19 protein-coding genes are annotated in these 23,998 nt (G+C 64.9%); 11 read left to right on the top strand and 8 right to left on the bottom strand.

Annotation, left to right across the window (positions count from 1 at the left end):
• Positions 1 to 111 precede the first annotated feature (111 nt).
• Entirely contained in the window at positions 112 to 5,184 is a 5,073-nt protein-coding gene (locus ACOYYX_RS09635) for a DEAD/DEAH box helicase family protein (protein WP_422929711.1), read from the top strand.
• Between the two features lie 128 nt (positions 5,185 to 5,312).
• Here the strand turns inward: ACOYYX_RS09635 and ACOYYX_RS09640 are convergent, their stop codons facing one another.
• A complete protein-coding gene (locus ACOYYX_RS09640) occupies positions 5,313 to 6,359 on the bottom strand; it encodes a DUF1559 domain-containing protein (RefSeq protein WP_422929712.1) in 1,047 nt (348 codons plus the stop codon).
• Positions 6,360 to 6,528: 169 nt separating this feature from the next.
• The gene (locus tag ACOYYX_RS09645) at positions 6,529 to 6,732 is read right to left on the bottom strand and encodes a hypothetical protein (RefSeq protein WP_422929713.1); all 204 of its coding nucleotides are present in this window, start codon (positions 6,730 to 6,732) and stop codon (positions 6,529 to 6,531) included.
• Positions 6,733 to 7,258: 526 nt separating this feature from the next.
• On the opposite strand from ACOYYX_RS09645, the gene ACOYYX_RS09650 reads away from it, so the two are divergent.
• Positions 7,259 to 8,296 (top strand): DUF1559 domain-containing protein, encoded by a 1,038-nt coding sequence (locus ACOYYX_RS09650; protein WP_422929714.1) that lies wholly within the window; start codon positions 7,259 to 7,261, stop codon positions 8,294 to 8,296.
• Between the two features lie 182 nt (positions 8,297 to 8,478).
• Here ACOYYX_RS09650 and ACOYYX_RS09655 read toward each other — a convergent pair whose 3' ends face one another.
• From ACOYYX_RS09655 to ACOYYX_RS09665, 3 genes are all read right to left on the bottom strand, one after another.
• Positions 8,479 to 9,423, bottom strand: coding sequence for a DUF1559 domain-containing protein (locus tag ACOYYX_RS09655; protein ID WP_422929715.1), 945 nt, complete (start codon positions 9,421 to 9,423; stop codon positions 8,479 to 8,481).
• A 910-nt stretch (positions 9,424 to 10,333) separates the two neighbouring features.
• Complete coding sequence (locus tag ACOYYX_RS09660) at positions 10,334 to 10,729, bottom strand: HEAT repeat domain-containing protein (RefSeq protein ID WP_422929716.1); 396 nt, start codon at positions 10,727 to 10,729, stop codon at positions 10,334 to 10,336.
• A gap of 17 nt (positions 10,730 to 10,746) precedes the next feature.
• Positions 10,747 to 11,769, bottom strand: coding sequence for a DUF1559 domain-containing protein (locus ACOYYX_RS09665; protein ID WP_422929717.1), 1,023 nt, complete (start codon positions 11,767 to 11,769; stop codon positions 10,747 to 10,749).
• Between the two features lie 312 nt (positions 11,770 to 12,081).
• Here ACOYYX_RS09665 and ACOYYX_RS09670 point away from each other — a divergent pair, with 312 nt between their 5' ends.
• Positions 12,082 to 13,107, top strand: a complete 1,026-nt coding sequence (locus tag ACOYYX_RS09670; protein ID WP_422929718.1) for a deoxyhypusine synthase family protein — start codon at positions 12,082 to 12,084, stop codon at positions 13,105 to 13,107.
• 43 nt (positions 13,108 to 13,150) lie between these two features.
• Here ACOYYX_RS09670 and ACOYYX_RS09675 read toward each other — a convergent pair whose 3' ends face one another.
• From ACOYYX_RS09675 to ACOYYX_RS09685, 3 genes are all read right to left on the bottom strand, one after another.
• A complete protein-coding gene (locus ACOYYX_RS09675; protein WP_422929719.1) occupies positions 13,151 to 13,579 on the bottom strand; it encodes a hypothetical protein in 429 nt (142 codons plus the stop codon).
• Positions 13,580 to 13,743: 164 nt separating this feature from the next.
• Positions 13,744 to 14,871 (bottom strand): formylmethanofuran dehydrogenase subunit E family protein, encoded by a 1,128-nt coding sequence (locus ACOYYX_RS09680; protein ID WP_422929720.1) that lies wholly within the window; start codon positions 14,869 to 14,871, stop codon positions 13,744 to 13,746.
• A 14-nt stretch (positions 14,872 to 14,885) separates the two neighbouring features.
• Positions 14,886 to 15,878, bottom strand: a complete 993-nt coding sequence (locus ACOYYX_RS09685) for a DUF1559 domain-containing protein (RefSeq protein ID WP_422929721.1) — start codon at positions 15,876 to 15,878, stop codon at positions 14,886 to 14,888.
• 495 nt (positions 15,879 to 16,373) lie between these two features.
• On the opposite strand from ACOYYX_RS09685, the gene ACOYYX_RS09690 reads away from it, so the two are divergent.
• From ACOYYX_RS09690 to ACOYYX_RS09725, 8 genes are all read left to right on the top strand, one after another.
• The gene (locus ACOYYX_RS09690; RefSeq protein WP_422929722.1) at positions 16,374 to 16,847 is read left to right on the top strand and encodes a hypothetical protein; all 474 of its coding nucleotides are present in this window, start codon (positions 16,374 to 16,376) and stop codon (positions 16,845 to 16,847) included.
• 177 nt (positions 16,848 to 17,024) lie between these two features.
• Positions 17,025 to 18,038 carry a DUF1559 domain-containing protein gene (locus ACOYYX_RS09695; RefSeq protein WP_422929723.1) on the top strand — a complete coding sequence of 338 codons (1,014 nt, stop codon included), beginning with the start codon at positions 17,025 to 17,027 and terminating at the stop codon, positions 18,036 to 18,038.
• 110 nt (positions 18,039 to 18,148) lie between these two features.
• A complete protein-coding gene (locus ACOYYX_RS09700) occupies positions 18,149 to 18,508 on the top strand; it encodes a hypothetical protein (protein WP_422929724.1) in 360 nt (119 codons plus the stop codon).
• Positions 18,505 to 19,341, top strand: a complete 837-nt coding sequence (locus ACOYYX_RS09705; protein ID WP_422929725.1) for a DJ-1/PfpI family protein — start codon at positions 18,505 to 18,507, stop codon at positions 19,339 to 19,341. Before ACOYYX_RS09700 ends, ACOYYX_RS09705 begins: the two co-directional genes overlap by 4 nt.
• 181 nt (positions 19,342 to 19,522) lie before the next feature.
• A complete protein-coding gene (locus ACOYYX_RS09710) occupies positions 19,523 to 20,635 on the top strand; it encodes a methyltransferase domain-containing protein (RefSeq protein WP_422929726.1) in 1,113 nt (370 codons plus the stop codon).
• A gap of 143 nt (positions 20,636 to 20,778) precedes the next feature.
• Positions 20,779 to 21,429 (top strand): superoxide dismutase, encoded by a 651-nt coding sequence (locus ACOYYX_RS09715; protein ID WP_422931609.1) that lies wholly within the window; start codon positions 20,779 to 20,781, stop codon positions 21,427 to 21,429.
• 173 nt (positions 21,430 to 21,602) lie between these two features.
• Positions 21,603 to 22,010: a cytochrome c gene (locus ACOYYX_RS09720; protein ID WP_422929727.1), complete on the top strand. Its 408-nt coding sequence runs from the start codon at positions 21,603 to 21,605 to the stop codon at positions 22,008 to 22,010.
• 978 nt (positions 22,011 to 22,988) lie between these two features.
• Positions 22,989 to 23,996 carry a DUF1559 domain-containing protein gene (locus ACOYYX_RS09725; protein ID WP_422929728.1) on the top strand — a complete coding sequence of 336 codons (1,008 nt, stop codon included), beginning with the start codon at positions 22,989 to 22,991 and terminating at the stop codon, positions 23,994 to 23,996.
• The last annotated feature ends 2 nt before the right edge of the window (positions 23,997 to 23,998 follow it).

Genomic DNA, 23,998 nt, shown 5'->3' on the forward strand with positions numbered 1-23,998 from the left:
CGTTCGTCCGATCACCTTCGACGCAGGCGCCAATCCCGGCCCGCCCGCGGTCAAGGATTCTTCGACTTCACGCCCCGGCCTGCCGAAACATCTCCGATCGATCCGAAAGTGGTGGACTCCCTCGGACCGCCCGCCGCGACTGTGCCGCGTAACCCTCCCGGCATCGTCTCCGGCGAGAAGGCCAAAGCATGCGACATCCTCGCCGCCATCCGCACCTTGAGGGACATCGAGCGCGAGGGCCGGGGGGTCACGGCCGAGCAGGGGGCCGTCCTCGCTCGCTTCCGCGGTTTCGGCGGGGTCGCGCTCTGCCTCTTCCCCGATCCGATCACCGGCGAATACAAGGAGGGCTTCCGCGGGCTCGCCGAGGAGCTGCGCGCTCTCCTGAGACAGGAGGAGTATGACGGCGCGAGGCGGGCAACATTTTCCCAGTTCTTCACCAGCCAGGAGGTCATGTCGGCCATGCATGGGGCACTCACTCGCCTGGGCATACGCGAGGGAGCGCTCGTCCTCGAACCCGGATGCGGGGCCGGTCATTTCATGGCGGCAGGGCCGGCAGGCAGGCGTTACATCGGGGTCGAACTCGACTCCGTCTCGGGTCGCATCGCCCGCGCCCTCCATCCCGATCACGACATCCGCATCGAGAATTTTCGCGACACCAGGCTGCCGCCGCTCGACGCCGTCATCGGCAACGTCCCCTTCGCCGACATCAAGCTCGATTTCCGAGGGCGACGCCTTTCCCTGCATGATTTCTTCATCGCCAAGTCGGCGGAGGCGCTGAAGCCGGGCGGCGTGCTGGCCGTGGTGACCAGCCATTTCACGCTCGACAAGCAGAATGCCGGGGCCCGCGAGCTCCTGGCAGGCCAGGCCGATTTCCTGGGCGCCGTCCGCCTGCCATCGGACGCCTTCCAACGGGAAGGAACGAGCGTCGTTGCCGATATCCTCTTCCTGAGGAAGCGCGGGCCTGGCCAGGAACCGGCGCATGCCGGCGATTGGATCGGGACCGGCTCGCTCGCGCTCGATGGCCTAGCCGTGCCCGTCAACTCCTACTTCCTGGCCCACCCCGAAATGGTCCTGGGCCGATGGAGCCGCAAGGATACGCTCTATGGCGGCGAGGGCTTCAGCGTGAAGGGCGAAGGAGACCTCTCCGCCCGGCTCGAAGAGGCGATCGGGCGGCTCCCGCGGGCAAGCCTCGGCGTGCCCGAGAGGGCGCATCTGCAGCCGGGTGTGCCAGGCGCTCCACCCAGGTCCTTGCCTCCCGATCGGCCATTCGTCGCCCCGCCGCCGCTCCTGCACGTCACCGAGGGCAGTTTCTTCGTGGGCGATGACCGCGTCATCCGCCAGCTCGAAGACGGCAACGCCCGGCAGGTTGTCTATTGCGGCACCACCCTGCGGACGGACGGCACCCCGCAGGCCCGCAAGGTCGGCTCGCTCATCAGGCTGCGCGACCTCGCCAGGCGCGTCCTCCAATCCCAGAACGAGGGCTGGCCCGAGGAGCACAGGCACGCGGCTCGACGCGACCTCAACACCGCCTATGACCGCTTCGTGGCCGGGCACGGCCCGATCAACAAGACCAGCTTCACCACCACCAAGGCCGGCGGGACGGTCCGCCGCATGCCCAACCTCGTGAAATTCCGGGAGGATCCGGATGCCATGCTGGTCATGGCGCTCGAAGAATACGACGAATCCACCGGGGAGGCCCGCAAGGCCCCGATCCTGCTGCGCGACGTGGTGGGCCCGCGGCCGCCCATAACCCGCGTGCGAACCGCCGAGGAGGGGCTGCTGGCCTCCCTCGACCGCACCGGCGGCATCGATCTTCGCTATATCTCCGGCCTGTACGGCAAGCCGGAGGGCAGGATTGCCGCCGAGCTCGAAGACCTGATCTATCTCGATCCCAAGACAAAGGTCTGGCAGACGGCCGATGCGTATCTGTCCGGCGACGTCCGCGAGAAGCTCCGCATCGCCGAGGCCGCCGGGCCCAACTATGCGAGGAACGCCGAGGCGCTGAAGTCGGTGCAGCCCGAGGACGTGCTCCCGGGCGACATCGACGCCAATCTCGGAGCGCCGTGGGTGCCCGAGGCGGACATCCAGGCCTTCGCCGCGGAGCTCTTCAACGTGCCCGCCGAGGCCGTCAGGATCAGCCATCTCGCCAAGGATGCCGTCTGGTCGGTCGAGCCCGACTACCGCGCGGTCGGTTCCGTGGCCGCGACCTCCGATTACGGCACCGGCCGGATCAACGGCACGTCGCTCTTGGACCTCGCGCTCAACGCCAAGACTCCCGCCATCTATGACACGGTGCGAGGCCCCGACGGCGACGAACGCGTCCTCAATCCCGATGAGACGCAGGCGGCGAGAGAGAAGCAACGGCTGATCAAGCAGCGTTTCAAGTCGTGGATCTTCTCCGATCACGGCCGCACGGAACGGCTGGTGCGGGCCTATAACGACACGTACAACAACCTCCGCCCCCGGATATTCGACGGCTCGCACCTCGCATTCCCCGGCATGAGCCGGGCGATCGCGCTCAAAGCCCACCAGGTCGATGCCGTCTGGCGCTGCATGACCGGCGGCAACACGCTCCTGGCCCACGCGGTCGGCGCCGGCAAGACCTACGAGATGGCCGCCGCCGGCATGAAGATGAAGCAGGCCGGGCTGGTGCAGAAGCCGCTCTACGCGGTCCCCAATCACATGCTGGAGCAGTTCTCCCGCGAGTTCATGCAGCTCTACCCCGACGCCAAGCTGCTGCTTGCGTCCAAGGACGATTTCACGAGGGGGCGGCGCAAGGCGCTGACCGCGAAGATCGCCGCAAACGATTGGGACGGCATCGTCACCACTCACGGCGGCTTCGAGCGGATCGCGATGAGCCGCGAGTATCAGGAGCGGTTCCTGCGCGATCAGATCAGGGAATACGAGCGCCTGCTGATCGACAAATCGTCGGCGGGCCGCAACATCATCAAGGCCATCGAGAAGCAGAAGGCCGCCAGGCAGGAGCGGTTGAAGGAGTTGCAGGCGGCACACAAGAAGGATGACGGGCTCGTCTTCGACGAGCTCGGGGTCGATCAGCTCTTCATCGACGAGGCGCATTATTTCAAGAACCTCGAGACCCCCACCAAAATGGACCGCGTCGCGGGCATCCAGACGGGCGGATCGGAGCGTGCCTTCGACCTCTACATGAAGGCACGCTACCTGGGCGAGCGGCATCGCGGCCGCGGCGTCACCTTCGCCACCGGCACCCCCATGTCCAACACCATGGTCGAGCTCTATACCCTGCAGCGATTCCTCGACCCCGAGGGGCTCACGTCCCGCGGCATCGAGCATTTCGACGCGTGGGCCGCGACCTTCGGCGAGGTCATAGACACCATGGAAATCTCGCCCGACGGGGCGACGCTCAAGCCGCGTTCCCGCTTCGCCAGCTTCGTGAACCTTCCCGAACTCATCCAGATGTTCCGGGCCTTCGCCGACGTGCAGACCGCCGATAAGCTCGACCTGCCCAGGCCGAAGCTCGAGGGGGGCAAGCCGCTGACGATCGCCTGCGCGATGTCGCCCGAGCAGGCCGAGCTGCAGGCGGGCCTCGTGAGGCGTTACGAGCGGATCAGGAATGCGAAGGTCGATCCCCGCGAGGACAACGCCCTGGCGATCACGACGGACGGCCGCAAGCTGGCCCTCGACAGCCGGATGCTCGCGGGGACGGACGATTTCCCGGGCTCGAAGATCAATGCCCTCGCGGCGAATGCCTTCAAGGTCTGGCGGAGGACGGAGGCGATCCGCGGGACGCAGCTGGTTTTCTGCGACCTGGGCGTCAACCCGAGCCCATTCTCGGCCTACGACGCCCTTGCCGAGAAGCTCATGGCGCTCGGCATCCCGCGCCATCAGATCGCGGCGATCGGCGACGCCGACACCGACGCCAAGAAGGCCGCCCTGTTCGAGAAGGTCCGGGCGGGGGCGGTGCGTATCCTCATCGGCTCGACGCAGAAGATGGGGACAGGCACCAACGTCCAGAAGCGGCTCGTGGCGCTGCACCACCTGGACGCCCCCTGGAAGCCCGCCGAGGTCGAGCAGCGCGAGGGCAGGATCCTCCGGCAGGGCAATCAGAATGAGGAGGTGGCCATCTACCGCTACGTGACCGAGGGGTCGTTCGACGCCTTCATGTGGCAGGCCCTAGAGACCAAGGCCCGCTTCATCGCCCAGGTCATGTCCGGGGAGTCCGCCGTGCGGAAGGCCGCGGACGTCTGCGATCAGGAGCTCTCCTACGCCGAGGTGAAGGCCATCGCCTCGGGCAACCCGGCCGTGCTCACGCTCGCCGAGGCGGATGCCCAGCTAATGCGGCTGGCGATCCTGGCGAAGAACCACCGCGACGAGCAGTATCTCGCCCGAAAGAATCTGCGCGAATTGCCGGATGCAATCCGCCGATACCAGCAGCGAATCGAGGCCCTGGTCGCCGACATGGCCGCACTCGATGACGGCCCCTTGCCTTCGGAGGAAGTACTTGGCCGCAGGCTCGGCCTACTGCCGGAGGGCGTGCTGGGAATACGGCGCAATCCGCTGGGTAAATATCGGGGCCTCGACTTCGGCATCGTCACGCACCCAACCGGCGTGCCGGAGGCCTACCTCGAGGGTGCCACGACACGGCAAATAGCGATGGCCAAGGGCCATCCCGGCCCGCGTGCCGTCCTCAACACGTTGGAGCGTCTCGCCCGCGGCTATGAGTCCGAAGCGAAGGATGTACGGAGAGACTTGGTCGTCGCGGAAGGGCAGCTCAAAGACTATGAGGAGCGACTCGGCAGGCCCTTCGCCCATGAGCCCTTCCTACGCGAGTTGGGCGGGCTGCGAGATCAGCTCAAGGCCGCATTGTCGGAGCATCCGCCGGAAGATGGCGCGCCGGCGGCGGAACTCGCCGCGAAGATTCGGTCATTGAGGGAGGCCAATAAGGTGGAAGGGATGCCAGGGAGGGCGGTGGACCGTGAGACGATCATGGCGACGAAGCCGGTCACGGCGCGGGTTCGAGAGAGGCTCGTCCGGCAGCGGCTTAACAGATTGGAAGGAGAACAGGTCTCGGCTGGAGCCGAGCAGGAGCACAAAACGGAAATCGAATCCGCAACGATGACCAGGACCGAGCCCGGTGTGGCCGATCGCTGGCGGGGTGTGGCCTCTGATAGGCCGAAAGGAGCCGTACAACGGCGTTGGTTCTGATATGATCCATCGGAAAATAAGGGCATATCTCCTGCCCGCGGGCAGTTAAGTCAGGGCCGCCGACCCGGGAATTGTCCCGCCCTCCCGGAGAGCTCGCCGGCTTGGCGGCGAGCTTCCGGTGCGAGGGATCAGTAGGAATCGGCGGAAATAACCTCACCGCCGTTGCGGGTCGAGAGGGCACGCCAGGCGGTCACGCTGACCGAGTCCTTGGCGAAGCCGACATGCCCGTCGCAGAAGAGGGTGTTGACCCCGCCGGGATGATTGCTGCGGGCGGCCTTCCACGCCGGGTTGTGGGGCGGGCTGGACTGCCAGCAGTCAAACAGCCTGGAATTCGGAGTGAGGTAGTGATTGTAGAGGGTCGTACGATAGTCGCCGTCCCACCAGCCGAATCCCTTGTCGAGACGCCAGCCCGTCGGCGACGCACATCCAGCATCGGAGAGCGGAGTCGACCCGATCGCCGCGGCACGTCGGACCTCGCGAGGAAGTGCCGCGCCCGATTGGGTCGAGGCTCCGCCCCCTGCTGTGCCGAGCAACTGCTCGGAGCCCGCGATGGTGTTGCTCGAGCCGTCGGTGATCGTCGCGATGGACTGCGGTTTCCCGAGCACGAACGCGCCATTGGCCGGGACGGTCAGGCCGGCATCCCCCGGATTTGCCGAGCCGGGCGAGCCGTCGCCGGTCGAGAACTGGTAGTTGCTCGGCCCTGACGTGATCCCGCCGGGCATCGTCGTCGGCGGCGGGGTGGCGTCGCTGGGGCAGAGGAAGAAATTCACCTTGGCCCCGGTGACGGTCGTGTTTTCCATGAACGCCGTCCACGGGCCGACACCGTAGACGCCGGCCGGGCCGGCGGCCAGCGGGAAGTTCATGTTCAACGCGTTGTAGACGTTGGTCTGTTCCAGGTACGGGGTCATCTGGGCCAGGACCGACCATCGGTAGTGCAACGCCGGCACGGGCAAGCCCGTCGTGTTCTGCGGATAGAGGAATCCGACGGGAAAACAGTTATTCGACGAATGATAGTTGTGCATAGCAATGCCCAACTGTTTCAGGTTGTTGGTGCATTGGGCTCGGCGCGCGGCCTCGCGTGCCGCCTGGACGGCGGGCAAGAGCAGTGCGATGAGCACTGCGATGATCGCGATCACCACCAGCAATTCGATCAGCGTGAAAGCTCGGCGACGCATCTGAAGAATCCCCATGTATGGACGCGGTGCGTGATGCCACCCAGGCTGACAGCCGACCGGCTGCCGCTGGAGTGGAGAGGAGGGAGCACACGACGTAGCTAGACCTTCGCTGGCGACGCTCGGGCGCCGAGCGAACGGGTCACGGCCGCGCGATGATGCAAGCCTGAGATCAGGCGAGGGATGGGGAATCGGGGGGATCGTCGAGCCGGGAGGCGAGCGGCTCCGGCGCGAGGTCGGCCGGGTCGACCGCAGGGAGTCGGCATGAGGCGTCGGAGCCGAGGGCAATGCCCACGACCAACTCGGCAGCCTTGCTCATCGGGTTGGAGGAGGGGACGTTCGGGAGGCCCGGATCGCCGCAAGGTGCGGCACCCATGCAGGGCCCGTCCGGAGTCTCGGACGGTACCGCCGGACGATCCGCGGACTGCTTTCGAGCCTCGGAGTTACGAGGGCCGCAGCAGCATGTCTTACCGCGACACGTGCCGCACTTGCAGTAGTGGGCATGGGACTCGGGATCAAGGCCCGTTCCCAGGGTCGCGGGAGAGGCGTCCGCCGTCCCCGACCACCACAGGAAAATGCCGAACGCGACCGCCGGGATCATCCGGCAGAGCCTTCGGATCAACCAGGGAGTCTGCGGGCAGTCACGCACGAAGCGACTTTCAAACGAGGAGGCGGGGCAGGATATCGGCCATCGACGCCGATAGGGCCATGTTCTTGATCAAAGAGCTTGCGGTCAAGGGGGAACCGGTGAAATGTGTCTTCAAACCGATCGGTTCGAAGACAGCCCTCAGCAGGTCCAAGGGCCCGCGATTTTTCTGCCAGGTATTCCATTTGCCAAGAGATCTTGAAACAATGACCACCCCTTACATTTGTAAGCCGATTTAGCACCACGAGGCCCTATCATGTCCACTCGTCGACAGCGTGGCTTCACACTGATCGAACTCCTGGTGGTGATCGCGATCATCGCCGTCCTGATCGGCCTCCTCCTCCCCGCCGTCCAGGCGGCCCGCGAGGCTGCGAGGCGCATCCAGTGCACGAACAACCTGAAGCAGCTTGGCCTCGGCATGATGAATTACGAGACCGTCAACGGGGCCTTCCCGCCGAAGTCGATCCAGACCGGCATCGGCACGAACATCCCGGCGACGGCGTTCGACTGGGGCACGAGCGCCCGCCTGCTGCCGTTCATGGAGCAGGGGGCGATGTTCAACACGATCAACTTCAGCTTCAAGTATCTCGCCCCGGCCGAGGCGACGGTCGGCTCCATGACGCTCAACGTGCTCCTCTGCCCGAGCGAGCCCCGGCGACAGCCGATCCTCTTCCGCGGCTATTATTACGGCGTGAACAGCTATGCCTGGTGCGTCGGCGACTGGTACGTCTACGGCGGGATGAACGGGCCGCCCACCCGGAGTGCCTTCGCCACGAACGTGAGCCGGAGGATCGCCGATATCACCGACGGCGGGAGTCAGACCGTGTTCGCCGCGGAGGTGAAGACCTATCAGCCGCAGCTCCGGCATTGCTTCGGCGACGGCAGCGGCGGGACCTTCCCGAGCCTCAACAGCCCCTCCAGCACGCTCGACCCTGCGGCATCGCTCGCCCTCATCACGTCCCCCACGACGTTCGGCCAGTGCCAGATGATCGCCGAAGGGCACACACGATGGGTCAAGGGTGACAGCTACCACGGCGGCTTCACCACCGCCCTGCCGCCGAACACCAAGGTCATCGGCCCCCAGGGGCTCGACCTGGACCTCGCCTCGATCGACGAGGACGATGGCGGCCCGACGTATGCTGCGATCACCTCGCGCAGCTATCACCCCGGCGGCGTCAACGCCCTCTTCGGCGACGGCCACATCCAGTTCATCAAGGCCACCGTCAACTTCCATACCTGGCGGGCCCTCGGCACTATCGGCGGCGGCGAGGTCGTCAGCGGCGATAGCTTCTAACGGGATCGATCTTGAGGGAGAACAGCCACAACGACAAGAGTGCGGAGTCGCAACGAGGAAGTCGAGGTAGACGAACTTGGTGTAACGAGGCGCGCCCAGGGCTCATGAATTCTGCGAATCACGCCTTGGGCGCTACCTCTCGAGTCCCTCACCCACGGCCTAACCCAATACTGGCCAGGGGGTCAGAACTCGCCAAGGACCTCTCCACCCGCACGGGTCGACAGGGCACGCCAAATCTTGAGGTCGATGCTGTCCTTCACGAATTGGACCCTGCCGTCGCAAAGCGCGATATTCACACCGCCGACGTGTGCACTCCTGGCGCTCGTGAGGAACCAGCCTCGAGAACTGGAGTGGCAGTCGGGAGATTTTGAGTTCGGCCCGTAATAGTGGTTATAGAGCGTGTTCGCGTGCCAGACCCACTTTTCGCCCCGCCCGCCCGTCCAATCCGAACCGGCGGCGCAATTCGTGGGGGTCGTCTGTGCCCCTCCGCCCAGCTGGATCACCCGACGGCGATAGTCGTTGCTCGTCGGAGCGGTATCGACACCATCGCCGAGCAGTTGCTCGCCGAAGACGACGGTATTGCTGAGGCCATCGGTGATCTCCGCGAATCGGGTGCATCGTCGGGAAACGATGACCCCGTCCGCTCCATCTCTGGGTCGCCCGAAATTCGGGTCATTTTCACTCGCGGTCCCGTTGATTGCAGAGCCGAAGCATGCGGGATAGCTGATGCCACCATATTGGGAACCCGGGACTCGATTGCTGCTGTCACTCGGGCAGAGCATCACGCTGAGGCTTATCCTGGCGGCGCTGTCATTGCGTGCGATCGCTGCCGGATCGTATCCCGGTCCGGCTGTAACCGACGTCAACGGAGGGACGGAGAAGTCCAGTAGGTTCTGAAGGCTGGCTTGCTCCAGGTACGGCAGCAGTCTCGCCTGCGCGGAAAACACGAGCGGATTTGCAAGACTGCCCGGCGGCAGCGCTGAAAAAGTCGACTCATAGTTATGGAGTGCCAGCCCCAGTTGCTTCAAATTGTTCGTGCATTGAGCTCGCCTGGCCGCCTCGCGGGCGGCCTGGACGGCCGGGAGTAGTAGGGCGATGAGCACCGCGATGATCGCGATGACGACCAACAATTCAATCAGCGTGAAAGCTCGGCGACGCATCGGAATAATCCCACATATGAACGCGGTGCGTGGTGCCACCCGGGCTGACGACCGATTGGCCGCCGCCGGCGTATAGAGGCTGGAGGAAACTACGTAGCTGGACCTTTCCCGTAGGCGCTCGGGCGCCGAGCGAACGGGTCACGGCCGCGATGATGAAAGCCCGAGATCAGGCGAGGGATGGGGATTCCGGGGGATCGTCGAGGCGAGAAGCACGCGGTTCCGGCGCCAGATCGGCCGGGTCGACCGAGGGGAGTCGGTGTGAAAGGCTAGGAGCGAGAGCCTTACCCTCCACGAGCTGAGCCGCTTTGCTCATCGGGTCGGAGGAAGGGACGTTCGGTAGGCCAGGGTCGCCGCAGGGTGCGGCCCCCATGCAGGGCCCATCCGGCGTCGCGGGCGGATCTGGCGTATCCGCCGGCTGCGGGCGGGCCTCGCGTTCCCGAGGTCCGCAGCAGCAGGATGCGCCGCGGCATGTACCACATTTGCAGTAGTGGGCATGCGATCCCGAGTCCGTCCCTTTCCGCGACGTCACCGTCGATGCCGAGCCCCCGGACGTCCACGCCAGGCAAAAGGCGAACACCAACGCCGGCAATAGCCGTCGAAGAGATCGAATTGCCCGAGGAGTTCGGAGGGCTTCAGGCACGAGGCGACTTTCCCTTGGGGCGATCAGGCGGGTTCAGTCTGGCATGACTCGCGGCATCATGTTCGAGTTCAATCGACTTGCGGTCAAGGGGGAATCGTCATGAGCTTTCGAGCCAGGGAGCGGACCTGGCGCCTTTTGCCAAGAATTCAAACGACAGTCGTATCACTCCGGGATCGTGCTCAGGCAGGACTTGCACGGTCGATCGTGTCGAGCGGGGAGATTCGCGGGCTGATCACGTCATCCGCCGATCTTTTCGATCGCCTTCGTCGCAACCTCACGCGTGGCCGGCTGTCCTTTCAGCGATTCCAGGGCGGTCAGGGCGCTTTTCGCCTCCGGCCCGATCTGGCCCAGCGAATAGGCGGAGGCGGCTCGCACGCCCGCGTCCCGGTCCTTGAGAGCCGCAGTGAGGGCCCGCACGGCCTCCTTGGCGGCCGGCCCCATCCTGCCGATCGTGATGGCGCAGCGGGAGCGGGCCGCGGCATCTCGCAGCTTGAGGCCCCGGATCAGGTCGGCCAGGGCGGTATTGTCCACCCCGGCCTCCGTCGGCACCGTGGCAGGCCGGTCGCACCCGGCAGCCAGGGCGATGGCAAGCAGCGTCGTCGCGACCATCGGCCATGTTCTCGAGCGGATCATGCTTCACTCTTCCCCGCTCAGAACGAGTCGGCCGAGACGACTTCGCCACCGGCGCGGGTCCCGAGAGCCCGCCAGGTCGGCGCGTTGACGGAATCCTTGATGAAGGCGATATGCCCGTCGACGAACGCGGCGTTGACGCCCCCGGGGTGGTTGCTCCGGGCCGATTTCCAGGGGGCAGCCGAGCTGTGGAAGGTGCAGTCCATGGTCCTCGTATTCGGGGGCAGGGCGGTATTCCCCATGTTGCCGTCCTCGTAGTTCCCGGCGAACCAGGCCCCCATCTTGATCGCGCTCTGGGCGATCGGGGCGTTGCAGTCGCCGCCGCTGCCCGAGCCCATGCCCGCGTTGTTGAGGAAACGCTTCACGTCGATCGACGTGCCGGCCGCGACCTCGTAGTTCCCGGGGCTGCCCGGCCCTCGGAGGCTCTCGGAGAAGACGACCGTATTCGAGGATCCGTCGGTGATGGCCGACAGCCTGATGAACGAGTTGGTGAAGAGCACTCCGGTGGCTTTCGTCCCATTGCCGGGGATGCCGTCAACCGTCTCCCCCGCGCCGCTGATCATCATGTAACTGCCCGCCTTGAAGGGCGTGGTCGAGGACGATAGAACCCCCTCGGGGTATCCGTCGCTGGGGCAGAGCAGGAAGCTCAGGCTCGTCGAGTACGAGGTCATGTTCTGGGGCCAGTACGCGTACCCCTGGCCCGGCCCGCCCAGCAGGCCGATGGTGAAGTTGATGCTGTTATAGACCGGCGAGCCTTCCAGGAATGGTTGGATGATCGCGAAGGCCCCCCAGCCCATGTGCTCCTCGGGGATGGTGGGGTCGAGCGGGTTCGGCCACACGCATTTCCCGTTCGGCAATGAGCCCTGGGAGCTCTCGTAGTTCATCGTCGCGAGCATGACTTGCTTGAGGTTGTTCGTGCATTGCATCCGCCTCGCCGCCTCCCTCGCCGATTGCACGGCCGGCAAGAGCAGGGCTATCAGGACGGCAATGATCGCGATGACGACCAACAGCTCGATCAATGTGAATCCGCGGCGATTTCGCATTCTTCTACCCTAATAGGATCAGGGGGGTGTGGGCACGAAGTGTGTCGATCCGACAGATTGGTATTATGAATTACTAATTCGTAACACCAGCGTCTCGACGCGATCCTACCGGGCGCGTTGGCCATAAGCAATGGGATGGACCCCGCCGCTCGCACTCCTTCGCCGGGCACGCAGACCAATGAGTCTGGCACCATTCACCGTCCAATGTTACGATTTCACGATTCGTAACACTGACCGGCTTGCCCCTTGCAAGCTACCCCGTGCCTGCCGCGGGCGGGTGCAGGCGCGGCGGACCTTGGTGGATTTCCAATCATGAACACTCTTAAATTCATCCTCGAGAATTTCAAGAACTTCAACGCGCGGGCCACCAGGGACGCGACCCTCGCGTACTGGCGGCACGTCGAGTCGGGGGGGAGGATGTTCTGGGCGGTCGCGGGCGCCATGTCCTCGGCGCAGCTCGGGATCACGATTGCTCCGGCGATCCGGGCGGGGCTGATCCACGGGATGTCGGTCACAGGAGCCAACCTCGAGGAATCCCTTTTCCGCCTGGTCGCCCACCGGAGCTACAAGGACTTCCCCGACTATCGCTACTTCACCAAGGCCGACGACTCCCGGATCCTCGGGCAGCGGATGCGACGGGTGACCGACACGAGCATCCCCGAGGACGAGGCCTTCCGGGCGGTCGAGAAGATCCTCGTGCCGATGTGGAAGCAGGCCACGTCCAGCGGCACCCGCAGGTTCTGGCACGAATACTTCTATGACCTCGTGCTTGCCATCGGCGAGGACCACCTGTACGAGGGCGACCCCGAGCAGTGCTGGCTCCTGGCCGCGGCACGCGCGAAGTTGCCGCTGGTCGTACCCGGCTACGAGGACTCGACCTTCGGCAACATCTTCGCCTCGCACGTCAAGTTCGGCGAGTGCGACGCGAGCATCGCGAAGTCGGGCATCGAGTACATGGCCGACTTCTATGACCGATACCAAGAACTCTCGGCGGGCGAAGGGGTCGGGTTCTTCCAGGTGGGAGGCGGCATCGCCGGCGACTTCCCGATCTGCGTCGTCCCGTCGATCAAGTACGACCTCGAGCAGGCGGCGAAGCCGTGGGCCTACTTCTGCCAGATCTCCGACTCGACGACCTCCTACGGCTCCTACTCGGGCGCGACCCCGAACGAGAAGATCACCTGGGACAAATTGACCGAGGACACGCCGATGTTCGTCATCGAATCCGACGCGACCATCGTCGTGCCTCTGGTGCTCACGGCGCTCCTGGAGTGTTCCGCCCGCCCTGAGGAAGCAAGGGGGCTGATCGATGCCTCGATCGGCAAGGATGAGGAAGGCTGAGGCCTGAGGGGTTGACCCTGATCGGACGCGCCGACGGGAAGCCTCACGTTTCGCCGGGAGCATCCCGCTCGACGAAACGATAGTCGTCGGCCTTCATCAGCAAGAGTGTCATCTTCCCCTGCGTCGCGGGCATGTCGATCGTCTCGGCCAGGTCCGGGTGGCCGCTTTCCTCGAATCGGAGGGATAAGACCTCGCGAGGAAAGACGGTCACCGTGATCGGCTCGATGCTGTCGCTGGCGATGCGACGGCGAATCACCGCACCTTCCAGCAAGCTCCTATAGGCCTCCTCGCCGTCGAAGGCGGCCGATTTCTCCGCCGCTGTTCGGCCGTCGGAGGTCGCGACGAGGATGACGGGATCGGAAACCCCGATTCGCTTGGCCTGAAGATAGAGGAACTCGGAGTTTTCGAAACTAATTGACATGAGTTTATGCAATTCGTCCAGCTCGCCTTGACCGGCCTTCTCGATGGACACGAAGCTTTCCTCGTTGTGAGTACGAAACTTCGTTGTCAATCAGCCTCGGCACGGATCACCGAACGGTCTACCTGGAAGGCCTGGCCCTCTCTCCTGGAGATGTCGCCGGTCGTCCGAAGAGTCGGAGACGACGACCGGCCCATCCCATCGATCAACCCTTTAATTCAATTGGCCTTCGACACGGATTCCTTCACGACGAACATCGACGCGTCGGGCATTTCGGCAACCCGTCGAGCCTCCGCCTCGAATCGATCGGGCGGGATATCGCGGATCGATTCGGCGAATTCGGGCAGCAGGACGAACGTCAGGGATCGTTGGCTCTTCCGATCCTCGACGACCGTCTTCAAGTCCTGGATCGTGGCTTCCTCGACCTTCAGGTTGAGCTTGCCGGGACTGGCCCCCGTCGAGGCCTGGAGTCCGTCGGCGATGCACGAATACTGCACCTTGGGCGGGCAATGGTGGACGACCCGCAACGAGAGGCTGTGGCGGGACAGCCCGAGCTCCTTGAGGGCACGCTCACCGATCCGATAACCGACGACGGCCCAGGGGCCCGCACCGCCGTGGATTTCCTTCACGCGAGCGAGGCGCTCGGCCGTGGATGGGCCGACCTGGGCGATACCGGCGTCGGCCTCGACCGTCAGCGTCGCCTTGTACCGGACATGACTGTAGCCCTTGCCGTCACGCTTACCGGGCGTTTCATCCCTGAGCGCCGCGAGGAGCGATACCGGGTGCTTGGTCACGTCCGGGCAATCGATCTGGCCGCGGTCGTCGGTCCGGACTTCCCGCGGCGGCCCGCCCTCGAAGATTTGGAGGGTCGCACCGACGGCGGGCTTCCCCCTCCAGGTGGCACGGATCGCGGCCCGCCCGGAATCGTCGGTTACGAGCAAGAGCCTGACTTGATCGTCATCCAGGCCGAGTCCAGGTACGGCGCCTGCCTTGATCGGGCGCGACTGGGAATAGGCGGCCAGCCTGATGACGAAGGAGTCGCCCATGTAGTCGACGATCCCGCGATCCGCATAGGCGCTCAACACGCTTGCTCGCGGCGAAGTGAGGCGAGCCTCCAGGCCGTCGGGCAGACGCTTGACCTCCAGCGGCTGACCGTCGCCCCAAACCCTGGTATGGGCGATCTCGGCGGCCCGCTCCGCTTCGCCGGGTGCGGGGGTGTCGGCGAATGTGAGCCGTACGACGCCCGCATGGACTCCCGCCGGCTGGAACCACAACTCGTGGGCATGTACGCCCTCGGCCGAAAGGCCGACGATCAACGCTGCGAGATGCAAGGTTGTCAGGCGCATCTTCATTGATCCCGTTAATAAGAATCCGAGCTCACGACCTCGCCGCCCGCGACCGTGGCGATGGCCTGCCATGCGGCGAGGTTCACCGAGTTCTTGAGGAAGTGGACGCTCCCGTCGGCGAAGAGGGAGTTCACGCCGCCGGGGTGCCGGCTCCTGGCCGTCCGCCAGCCGTGTTGCGGGCCGCGAAGGCAGTCGTAGAGCGGGCTGTTGGGCGCCATGTAGTGGTCGTACATGGTGTGGCGGTAGTCGCCGTCGATCCAGTTGGTGTGGCGGTCGTAACGATAGTTGGTCGAGGCCTGGCAGTCGGCCGGGACGAGCGGGGCGTAGTTGAAGATGTCGGCGGGCGACGAGAGTGTCAGCGTGAGCTGGACCATCACTTCTTGCGGGTTCGGCGAGGTCGCGGAGTTGGGCCCGACGAGGCTCTCGCTCATCATGGCCGTCTGGCTCGTCCCATCGGTGACGTTCGCCATACTGGTCGTCGAGTTGAGGTAGAGGATCCCGTTGGGCTTGCCGAAGGAGCCCGGCAACCCGTCGCCCCCAGGCAGGCCGTTACCCGAGCACGCCGCATAGTTACACGGTGCCTCGTTGCCGTTGCGCTGGCTCCGGACGTCGCTCGGGCAGAGGAACGAGGTCACCTGCATCTGATACACGGTCGTGTTCTGCGGCATGTCGACGCCGTCGATGTCGTACAGCGGGAGCTGAAAGTTCATCGAATTCGAAGCCGCGCCCTGCTCGAGATAGGGCAGGAGCTGGAGCAGCGAAGAGTACCGGAAATGCCCGGGCGCCGTCAGATTGTTCGCCACCCACCAGTTGTTCATCGGCGCCACCCACCCGGCCGACGGGAAGGCGCCGATCGTCGAGTGATAATTGTGCAACGCCAGCCCGAGTTGCTTCAGGTTGTTGGTGCATTGCATCCGCCGCGCGGCCTCGCGTGCCGCCTGGACGGCGGGAAGCAGCAGGGCGATGAGCACGGCGATGATCGCGATCACCACCAAGAGTTCGATCAATGTGAATCCACGGCGCTCTTTCATAGCCATCCCAACATCAAGTGCGACCTAAAGTCCTCGACTACATCCCTGTCCGGTGGGGGGACCAGCTCGGTATTACGAAACCGAAATCCGTAACACCGGCCGCTACGGGATCCTACCGATGGCATTCGCAGCAGGCAAGGGTTCGGCGTCCATGTGAGGAATCATGGCGTGTCGGCGCTCATCAGGCCGAGGATACGGGTAAGCCCACCTTCCGATGAGATGTGCTCGGCAGCCTGAATGAGATCGCGATCGCATAAGCGATCCCGGACTAAACGGGTTTACCCTGAGGTTGAACTCCCCCGGGCCGAATCACGACGAGATCGCCATGATTTGATTTGATGTTTCTATGTAAGCCCGTGTTCTTGTGATTTTTCTCTTCATCCGGCCCCTTGACCCGGGCCGCGACAGATTGAAAGATGGGAACCTGAGCTAGAATCGAGATAGTTGGCCCACTCCGCCTCGAAACGCCGCATGAACCACCCCTACCTACATCGTGGGTTGCAGACTTGCCTCCGCAGGCTATTGCCGGCGGTCGTGCTCGTCCTCGCCTGCGGATGGGGCTCGGAGTCCATCGCGGCCTCGATCTCGAAGGCTTCGCGCGGCGACGAGGGGCACAGCCGCTATTGCCGATGCGGCAATCGATGTCGCGAAGCTTCATGCTGCTGCGCGCGGCGGGCGGAAGCATCGAGCCGCCCCGGCTCGAAGCCCGCCGCCCCGAACCCCTTCGATCCGAATCCCTGCATCAAGGACGCCCCCTGCGGCGATCCGGCCGTGCCCGGGGTCGCCACATCGGGGCCGCTCGGCAAGGCCGTGACTTTCACCCTCTGCGGGCTTCTGGCCGCCCCCGTCGCGGGCCGGTTCCTGCCGTCCGACTCCCGCTGCCTCCTCCCTCCCCGCATCCTCTCCCGGATCGATGACCCTCCGGAACGCGGGACCGTCGGCTAAATCCATGCCGTCTTATGCTTGATGCCGGACCGGGCCCGCCCCTGCGCGGTGCTCCTGGATCGCGCCACCTTGACGCATGACGATGCTTGGCTTTCGTACACCCGCGTCCCTCGGGCCGCTGGCTTCACGCCAGTCCACGTCCCGAACTTGGCATATACGTCTATCAGAGGTCATCAGATGTTCCGTCGTCGAGGATTCACGCTCATCGAGCTCCTGGTGGTGATCGCGATCATCGCGGTCCTGATCGCCCTGCTCCTACCCGCCGTCCAGGCGGCACGCGAGGCGGCCAGGCGTATGCAATGCACCAACAACCTGAAGCAGATCGCCTTGGCCACCCACAACTATCACGACACCCACAACCGCATCCCGCCCGGCTACATGATCTTCGCCAGTCCCGCCGCCTTCAGCGGCATCGCCATCGAGGGGCCGCTCACGATGATGCTCCCGGCGATGGAGCAGCGGGCACTCTACAGCGGCTATAATTTCGGCGGCGGTTACTTCGCCCAGGCCAACCAGACGGTCGTCCTCACCCAGATAAACACCTTCGTATGCCCCTCCGCGCCCGGGGCATACCGGACCGCCCCGGGGATGAACATCGTCGCCGGCTGGGTCGGCCTCAACACCATCCCGCCCTGGAACCCGACTGCGGCCGTGTCGGACTACAACGGCGTCACCTACGCGGCGGGGCCGCTGCCGGCCGGTTCGACGGATATGCCCTACGTCACCGGCCTCTTCAACGCCTTCGCCGACTCGGCTACTTACGGCATGGGTGTCAATTCTACGCTCGGCTTCGCCTCGATCACCGACGGCCTCTCCAACACGATGCTGTACACGGAGCAGGCCGGGCGGCCGACCCGATACTCGCACGGTGGCCGCGCCGGCACGACGATGACCGCGGCCGACCCCGACAACGCCCAACTCCAGCAGGCGATCTGGGCCGGGCTCGTCGGCTCGGGATTCAACCCGTGCTCGGGCGACGGGCTGACCCCCTATTACGCTGACCCGCGTCCGCAGAACGCCACTTGCCGGATCAATTGCAGCAACATCCAGTCTCCCTTCAGCTTTCACCCCGGCGGGGTGAACATCGCCCTCACCGACGGTTCGGTCCGCTTCCTCAAGGAGTCCGTCAATCAGTCCACCTTCGCCGCCCTGTGTAGCTACAACGGCGGCGAGATCGTGGGGGACTATTGAGAATCCAATCGACGCGATGCGTCACCACACTCGCGCTGCTCCTTCTGTCCGCGGGCTGCGATCGGGGGCCGGTTGGCCCCATTCTGCATCCCGCTACGGGGCGAGTCCGGATGGGCGACAAGCCGGCCGCCGGCGTGCGGGTGCGCTTCCACGCCCTGGGATTGCCGACGATCACACCGAACCCGCACGCCACGACCGGAACGGATGGCGGCTTCGTCCTCGAGACCTCCGGCCGGCCTGGAGCCCCCGAGGGGCGTTACGCCGTGATACTGACCTGGCCGCCGCCGACGGGATTCGGCCCCCCCGGGAAGCTTAAAGCCGACCGCTTCGCCGGCCGCTACGCCAGCGTGGACCGGCCGTTTTGCGAAGCGGTCATTCGATCCGGTGCCAACGACCTCGGCACGTTCGACGTGCCCAGGTCCGCCCAACCATTTGCACCCGAATACAACAAGAAAAGGCCTCAACCATGAAGACCCGACGCGAGATGATTCTGGGCACACTGGCCGCCGCCGTCGTGTCCGCCCGCAATGCCGATGGGGACGACAGCGCGAGCCGGGCCAAGGCCCATGCCGAGAAATCAGCCCACGATCGTGCCGATTGGATGGGCGACGAGACGATCGCCATGCTCCTCTACCCCGGATTCACGGCCCTGGACCTGTTCGGGCCCCAGCATATGTTCGGAAGCCTGATGGGGGCCAAGGTCCTGCTGGTCGCCGAGGAGGCCGACCCGGTCCCCTCCCACTCGGGGGTGAAGGTCGTCCCCACCACGACCTTCGCCGATTGCCCCGAGAAGCTCTCGATCCTGTTCGTTCCGGGCGGCTCCGAAGCGACCCTGGACGCGGCGGAGAACCCGGCCGTCCGGCGCTTCGTCAAGTCTCGCGGCGAGAAGGCCGAGTGGGTGACCAGCGTCTGCACCGGTTCGATCATCCTCGGGGCCGCCGGCCTGCTCGACGGCTACCGGGCCACCTCGCACTGGGCCACCCGGTCGCAGCTCGCACTCTTCGGCGCCAGGCCGGTGGACGAGCGCGTGGTGATCGACCGCAACCGCGTCACCGGCGCGGGGGTGACCTCGGGCATCGACTTCGGCCTGACGCTCGTCCAGAAACTCCGGGGGACCGAATACGCCCAGGTCACCCAATTCCTCTCCGAGTACGACCCCCGGCCGCCGCTGGATGCGGGCTGCGAGGCGAAAGCGCCCGAGGAGGTCGTCTCGATGACGCGCGACATGTTCCGCGACTACAACGCCCGGGTCGAGCAGATCGCGAAGAGAGTGAACCCGCGCGGAAGGGAAGGAGTGAGATGAGGCCGAGAGCGGAAAACGCATGGATCGAGGCCCATACGGGCAACCGCCCCGTCGGGAATTCATCCGATCAGGCCTGAGACAAAGCATTATGAAGAAATATAGGCAGATTTATCATGTAGGCGATATTTTCAACAAAATCCAATCTGCACTTCCTCGCCCCGTCGGGAGGGGGTGGATTGCCGTGCTGTCTATCGCCACGCTCACGGCGGCAGTCGCTCGGGCGCAGGAAAACACGCCCGGGCCCTCGGCCGAGGTTGCCCGCGCCGCCGAGGAATTCTTCCAGGCGCTGGATCGACTGGACGCCGACGCCCTCGGACGACTCATGACGGAGGGCTGTGTCTCGGTGATCCCGGCGCCCGGGGGCGTCGCCTCGATTTCCAGGTCGGACTATCTGGCCCGCGTCCGGGCCCGGAAAGCCAGCCGGCCGGCGGCTGCAACGCCACGAGCCTGGCGCGATCAGGATGTTCGAGTCGACGGCGATTCCGCGGTGATGACCGGGTTCACCGGGCCGGCGGGCCCGGACGGGAAACTCATCGAAGAGGCGTTCGTCAGCACGTTCTGGATTCGTCAGGGCGGACACTGGCGGATCGCCCATTCCCAGAGGGCGCCAGCGGGCGTCGCGGGCGAGGCCGCGCGATGGAACGACGTCTTCCGCCGCAACGCCGGGTTCAACCCGGCGCCCAATGCTTTGCTCGCGGACGCAGTCCGGGGACGGATGCCAGGCAAGGCCCTGGATGTGGGGATGGGCCAGGGGCGAAATGCCGTCTACCTGGCCGAACTCGGCTGGGACGTGACGGGGATGGATACCTCCGAGGTGGGGCTGGCCATCGCGAGGCGATCGGCCTTGCAGTCCAAGGTCCGCATCACGCCCGTCCTCCAGACCGCCCAAGAGTTCGACTGGGGCGCGGGCCGCTGGGACTTAGTCGCGGTCATCTATATGGACCCCCGGGGCCTGGAAGGGCGAATTGGCGCGGCGCTGAAGCCCGGGGGCCTGCTCGTGATCGAGGGTTTCCATCGGGACGCCACGAAGACCGGCCCGATCGGCGACGGGGTTGTGTTCGACACCGACGAGTTGAAGAAGCTGTTCGCCGATCTCGAGATCATCCGGTACGAGGAACCCGTCGCGATTGCCGACTACGGGCAGCAGGCACTCCGCCTCGTCCGACTGATCGCGCGGAAGAAGCACCGACCGAACGCGACGCCCATCAGGGCCGCGTTGAACCTCGGGCGCCCCCGCGCGGGGAGCCCTCTCGCGTTGTTTCCCTTTGCCAACACCGAGGAGTCATCACGATGAACGCTCGCATCACACGGCGGTCCGCCCTCGCCGGGGCAACGGGCCTGCTCGGCACGACCGGCTTCATGCCGGCCACCGCCTCCGCCCAGGGGCAGGCAGTGGGGCACGGGGTCGTCCCCGACGGGGGGCCGATCCAGAAGACGCTGGCCGCCTCCGCAGGTCATGGCGGCGAGTACGTGCTGCCGCCGTTGCCCTATGGATACGACGCGTTGGAGCCTTCGATCGACGCCGAGACGATGAAGCTCCACCACGACAAGCACCACGCCGCCTACGTCAAGGGGGCGAACGATGCGCTGGCGAAGCTGGCCGAGATCCGCGAGGGCAAGATCGATCCGGCCGCCGTCTCCGAATGGTCGGAGAAGCTCGCATTCAACGTCAGCGGTCACACCCTTCACTCGATCTTCTGGGGAGGTCTGGGCCCGAAGGGAGGGAAGCCCGAAGGCTCGCTCGCCGCGGACATCGACGCGCATTTCGGCTCCCTCGACAAGCTCAAGTCCCACTTCTCCGCCGCCGCCACCCAGGTCCAGGGCAACGGCTGGGGCGTCCTGGCGTTCGAGCCGGTCGCCCGCCGGCTGGTCGTCCTCCAGGTGCGCAACCACCAGTTGAATGTCGCCTGGGGGGCGATCCCGCTGCTCGTGCTCGACGTCTGGGAGCATGCTTACTATTTGAAGTACAAGAACGTCAGGGCCGACTACGTGAAGGCCTTCTGGAGCATCGTCAACTGGTCCGCAGTGGACCAGTGGTATGCCCTGGTACAGGCCAAGCATCACGGCCCGCAACATCATGGGCACTGAGGCGGAGGATCCTTCCCTGTCGAGTGGGCGGGCCTCGTGCCAGCAGTCCGGCGATGCTCGCGGCCTTCCGGCCCCGGCGCAAGGAGTTCGAGGTGATCACCCGGGAGCCGTAGCCCCGGGCGAAGTCCGCAAGAGTTCCCTTTCCTAGTACCTCTGGAAGTTGGAGTGCAGAGATGAAACGATTGATGAGCGTGCCAGGTACCATCGCGATCCTGATGGCGTCCGGGATGGTCGTGGCCGAAGACGAGAAGACGGCAACGATCAAGGAAGTGATGCAGAAGTTGCACAAAGGTTCCAACTCTCCCTTGGCCAAGCTCAAGACCGCATTCAAGTCGGACGCGCCCGACTGGAAGTCGGTGCAGGACGTGACCAAGGATTTCGTGATCCTGGGCGCCGCGATGGCCAAGAACGACCCGCCCAAGGGCGAAAAGGCCGAGTTCAAGAAGCTAGCCGACGCCTACTACGATGCGTCGAAGGCGATGGACGACGCCGCCAAGAAGGAGGACAAGGAGGAGGCAAGCAAGGCGTTCACGAAGGTCTCGACATCCTGCATGGCCTGCCACAAGGCCCACAAGGGTTGATCGAACGGCCCTGATCGGGCAGGCTCCGGGCCGGGTCCTGACCCGATGCCCCGGGGCCTGCCGAGATCGGAGCATGGCTCATTCCTGCAAGAGCGATCAAGCGGCGATCGCCGATCATTACTCGCGAAAACCATTTAAATGGTTGCCTTTAGCTATGTTTTTAAAAAAATTTAAGTTCAAGTTTGACATGTGCGTTATTTTCGAAAACTTCGTCGCCGATGAAACGAGACATGGGATTGACGCAGGGCGTCCGCAAATAGGAAAATAGCTTGCCGTGCATGCCCGCTTAGACCCTGATTTTCCCGCAAGATGAGCCCTCTGCAAATGCTCCCTCGCCCGCGCATATTCGAGGTCAACGATCTCGCCCGCCGGCTTTTGCCGGCGGTCGTCCTCGTCCTCGGTATGTTCTCGCAGGGAGAGGCGACAGCTTCGTCGGTCACGTCGGCCACCACCTCGGCGGAGGAGCTCGATGACCATGCGCGGTTCTGCCATTGCAGGGGTTGCAACGGGGCCTCCTGTTGCTGCGGGCCGCGGACGGCGAAAACCCCATCAACCTCGACTCATGAGCGCAAGGCGTCATCGAAGCCCTCATTCGGCCCCTGCTTGAACTCGGCACCCTGCGACGATCCTGGCCTGCCCAATTCGATATCGAGCGACCCATTAGGGAAGTTCATCGCCCTGATGGCTTGTCGCGGCCTCTTGCCGGCCATGACCGATCTCCTCCCGCCACCGGATCCCGCGTGCGTCATGCCGGCACGACGGGCTTCTCGCCTCGATGAGCCACCGGAAGTCGCGGACATCGCCTGAGCCCAGGCCCTCGCCCTAGACGTCACACCGACTGCGCGCGGCATTGCGCAAGGCGTCCGGGCATCGTCCGTCCTTTGATCATCGACATTCCCCATGTTCCGCGGCCTGATGGGTCGTTGGCTTCACGCCAATCCCCGCCCTGAGCATCAGCACATTCCAGGAGTCGTCCGAATGCTTCGCCGTCGAGGCTTTACATTGATTGAATTGCTGGTAGTGATCGCGATCATCGCCGTCCTCATCGCGCTGCTACTTCCGGCCGTCCAGGCCGCCCGCGAGGCGGCCAGGCGTATGCAATGCACGAACAACCTCAAGCAACTCGGGTTGGCGCTGCACAACTATGAAGGGGCGCAGGCGGTCCTACCGGCCGGCCGCTTCGGCTATCCCTATTTGTGGTCTTCGCTCGCGTCGATGCTCAACTACATCGAGGCGGCAAACATGTACAATGCGATCAACTTCTCCTTCCCATCGCTCGTGAGCCAGGCGCCACACCCTGCCAACATCACCGCTCAGTCGGTCGTCGTCCAAACGTTCCTCTGCCCTAGCGACGGGCAGCTTCGAGTAGATCCGTCGATCTTCGGCGCGACGAACTACGTGTCGAACTCGGGTAGCGGGACGGTCAATAATGGCAGCTTCAACGTGCAGTCCGGCAAGTCCCTGCCCGACGGGCCGTTCTATAACACGAGTGCCGTGCGGTTGTCCGCGATCACCGACGGGCTGAGCGGCACGGCCGCGTTCAGCGAGACGATCCTGGGGAACAACATCGCCACCTCGCCGGGCAGTTCGCGGCCCGCGGATCCGCGGAGGCAATTCGCGGTATTCAACACCTCCGGAGCCCTCGCGGCCCTGCCCGCTGCGCTATTCCTGCCCCCGAGCATCTCGATACCGCCCTGCAACACGCCCGACCAATGGGCCGGAGATAGGGGACGCGAGTGGTCGCGAGGCAGTTTCATCATGACCTCGTATAACCACTTTTACACGCCGAACAATCGGGCGCCCGACTGCACGGACACCGGCCGCGCCGCGGCGGTCACCGCGCCCCGGAGCTTCCACCCGGGAGGGGTGAATTTGCTGTTCCTCGACGGCCATGTCCAGTTCGTCAAGGACAGCGTGAATCAGGCGACCTTCCGTTCGATCTCCACACGGGCCGGCGGGGAAGTGGTCTCCTCGGATGCCCTCTAAAC

This window comes from Singulisphaera chitinilytica (genome assembly GCF_049331405.1).
Classification (GTDB): Bacteria; Planctomycetota; Planctomycetia; order Isosphaerales; family Isosphaeraceae; genus PoT.

Coding starts and splice junctions, on each gene's coding strand:
- ACOYYX_RS09720 (WP_422929727.1), top strand. CDS start 21,603: ATGAAACGATTGATGAGCGTGCCAGGTACCATCGCGATCCTGATGGCG.
- ACOYYX_RS09660 (WP_422929716.1), bottom strand. CDS start 10,729: ATGATCCGCTCGAGAACATGGCCGATGGTCGCGACGACGCTGCTTGCC.
- ACOYYX_RS09700 (WP_422929724.1), top strand. CDS start 18,149: ATGGGCGACAAGCCGGCCGCCGGCGTGCGGGTGCGCTTCCACGCCCTG.
- ACOYYX_RS09725 (WP_422929728.1), top strand. CDS start 22,989: ATGCTTCGCCGTCGAGGCTTTACATTGATTGAATTGCTGGTAGTGATC.
- ACOYYX_RS09680 (WP_422929720.1), bottom strand. CDS start 14,871: ATGCGCCTGACAACCTTGCATCTCGCAGCGTTGATCGTCGGCCTTTCG.
- ACOYYX_RS09695 (WP_422929723.1), top strand. CDS start 17,025: ATGTTCCGTCGTCGAGGATTCACGCTCATCGAGCTCCTGGTGGTGATC.
- ACOYYX_RS09650 (WP_422929714.1), top strand. CDS start 7,259: ATGTCCACTCGTCGACAGCGTGGCTTCACACTGATCGAACTCCTGGTG.
- ACOYYX_RS09690 (WP_422929722.1), top strand. CDS start 16,374: ATGAACCACCCCTACCTACATCGTGGGTTGCAGACTTGCCTCCGCAGG.
- ACOYYX_RS09670 (WP_422929718.1), top strand. CDS start 12,082: ATGAACACTCTTAAATTCATCCTCGAGAATTTCAAGAACTTCAACGCG.
- ACOYYX_RS09645 (WP_422929713.1), bottom strand. CDS start 6,732: ATGGGTGCCGCACCTTGCGGCGATCCGGGCCTCCCGAACGTCCCCTCC.
- ACOYYX_RS09665 (WP_422929717.1), bottom strand. CDS start 11,769: ATGCGAAATCGCCGCGGATTCACATTGATCGAGCTGTTGGTCGTCATC.
- ACOYYX_RS09640 (WP_422929712.1), bottom strand. CDS start 6,359: ATGCGTCGCCGAGCTTTCACGCTGATCGAATTGCTGGTGGTGATCGCG.
- ACOYYX_RS09705 (WP_422929725.1), top strand. CDS start 18,505: ATGAAGACCCGACGCGAGATGATTCTGGGCACACTGGCCGCCGCCGTC.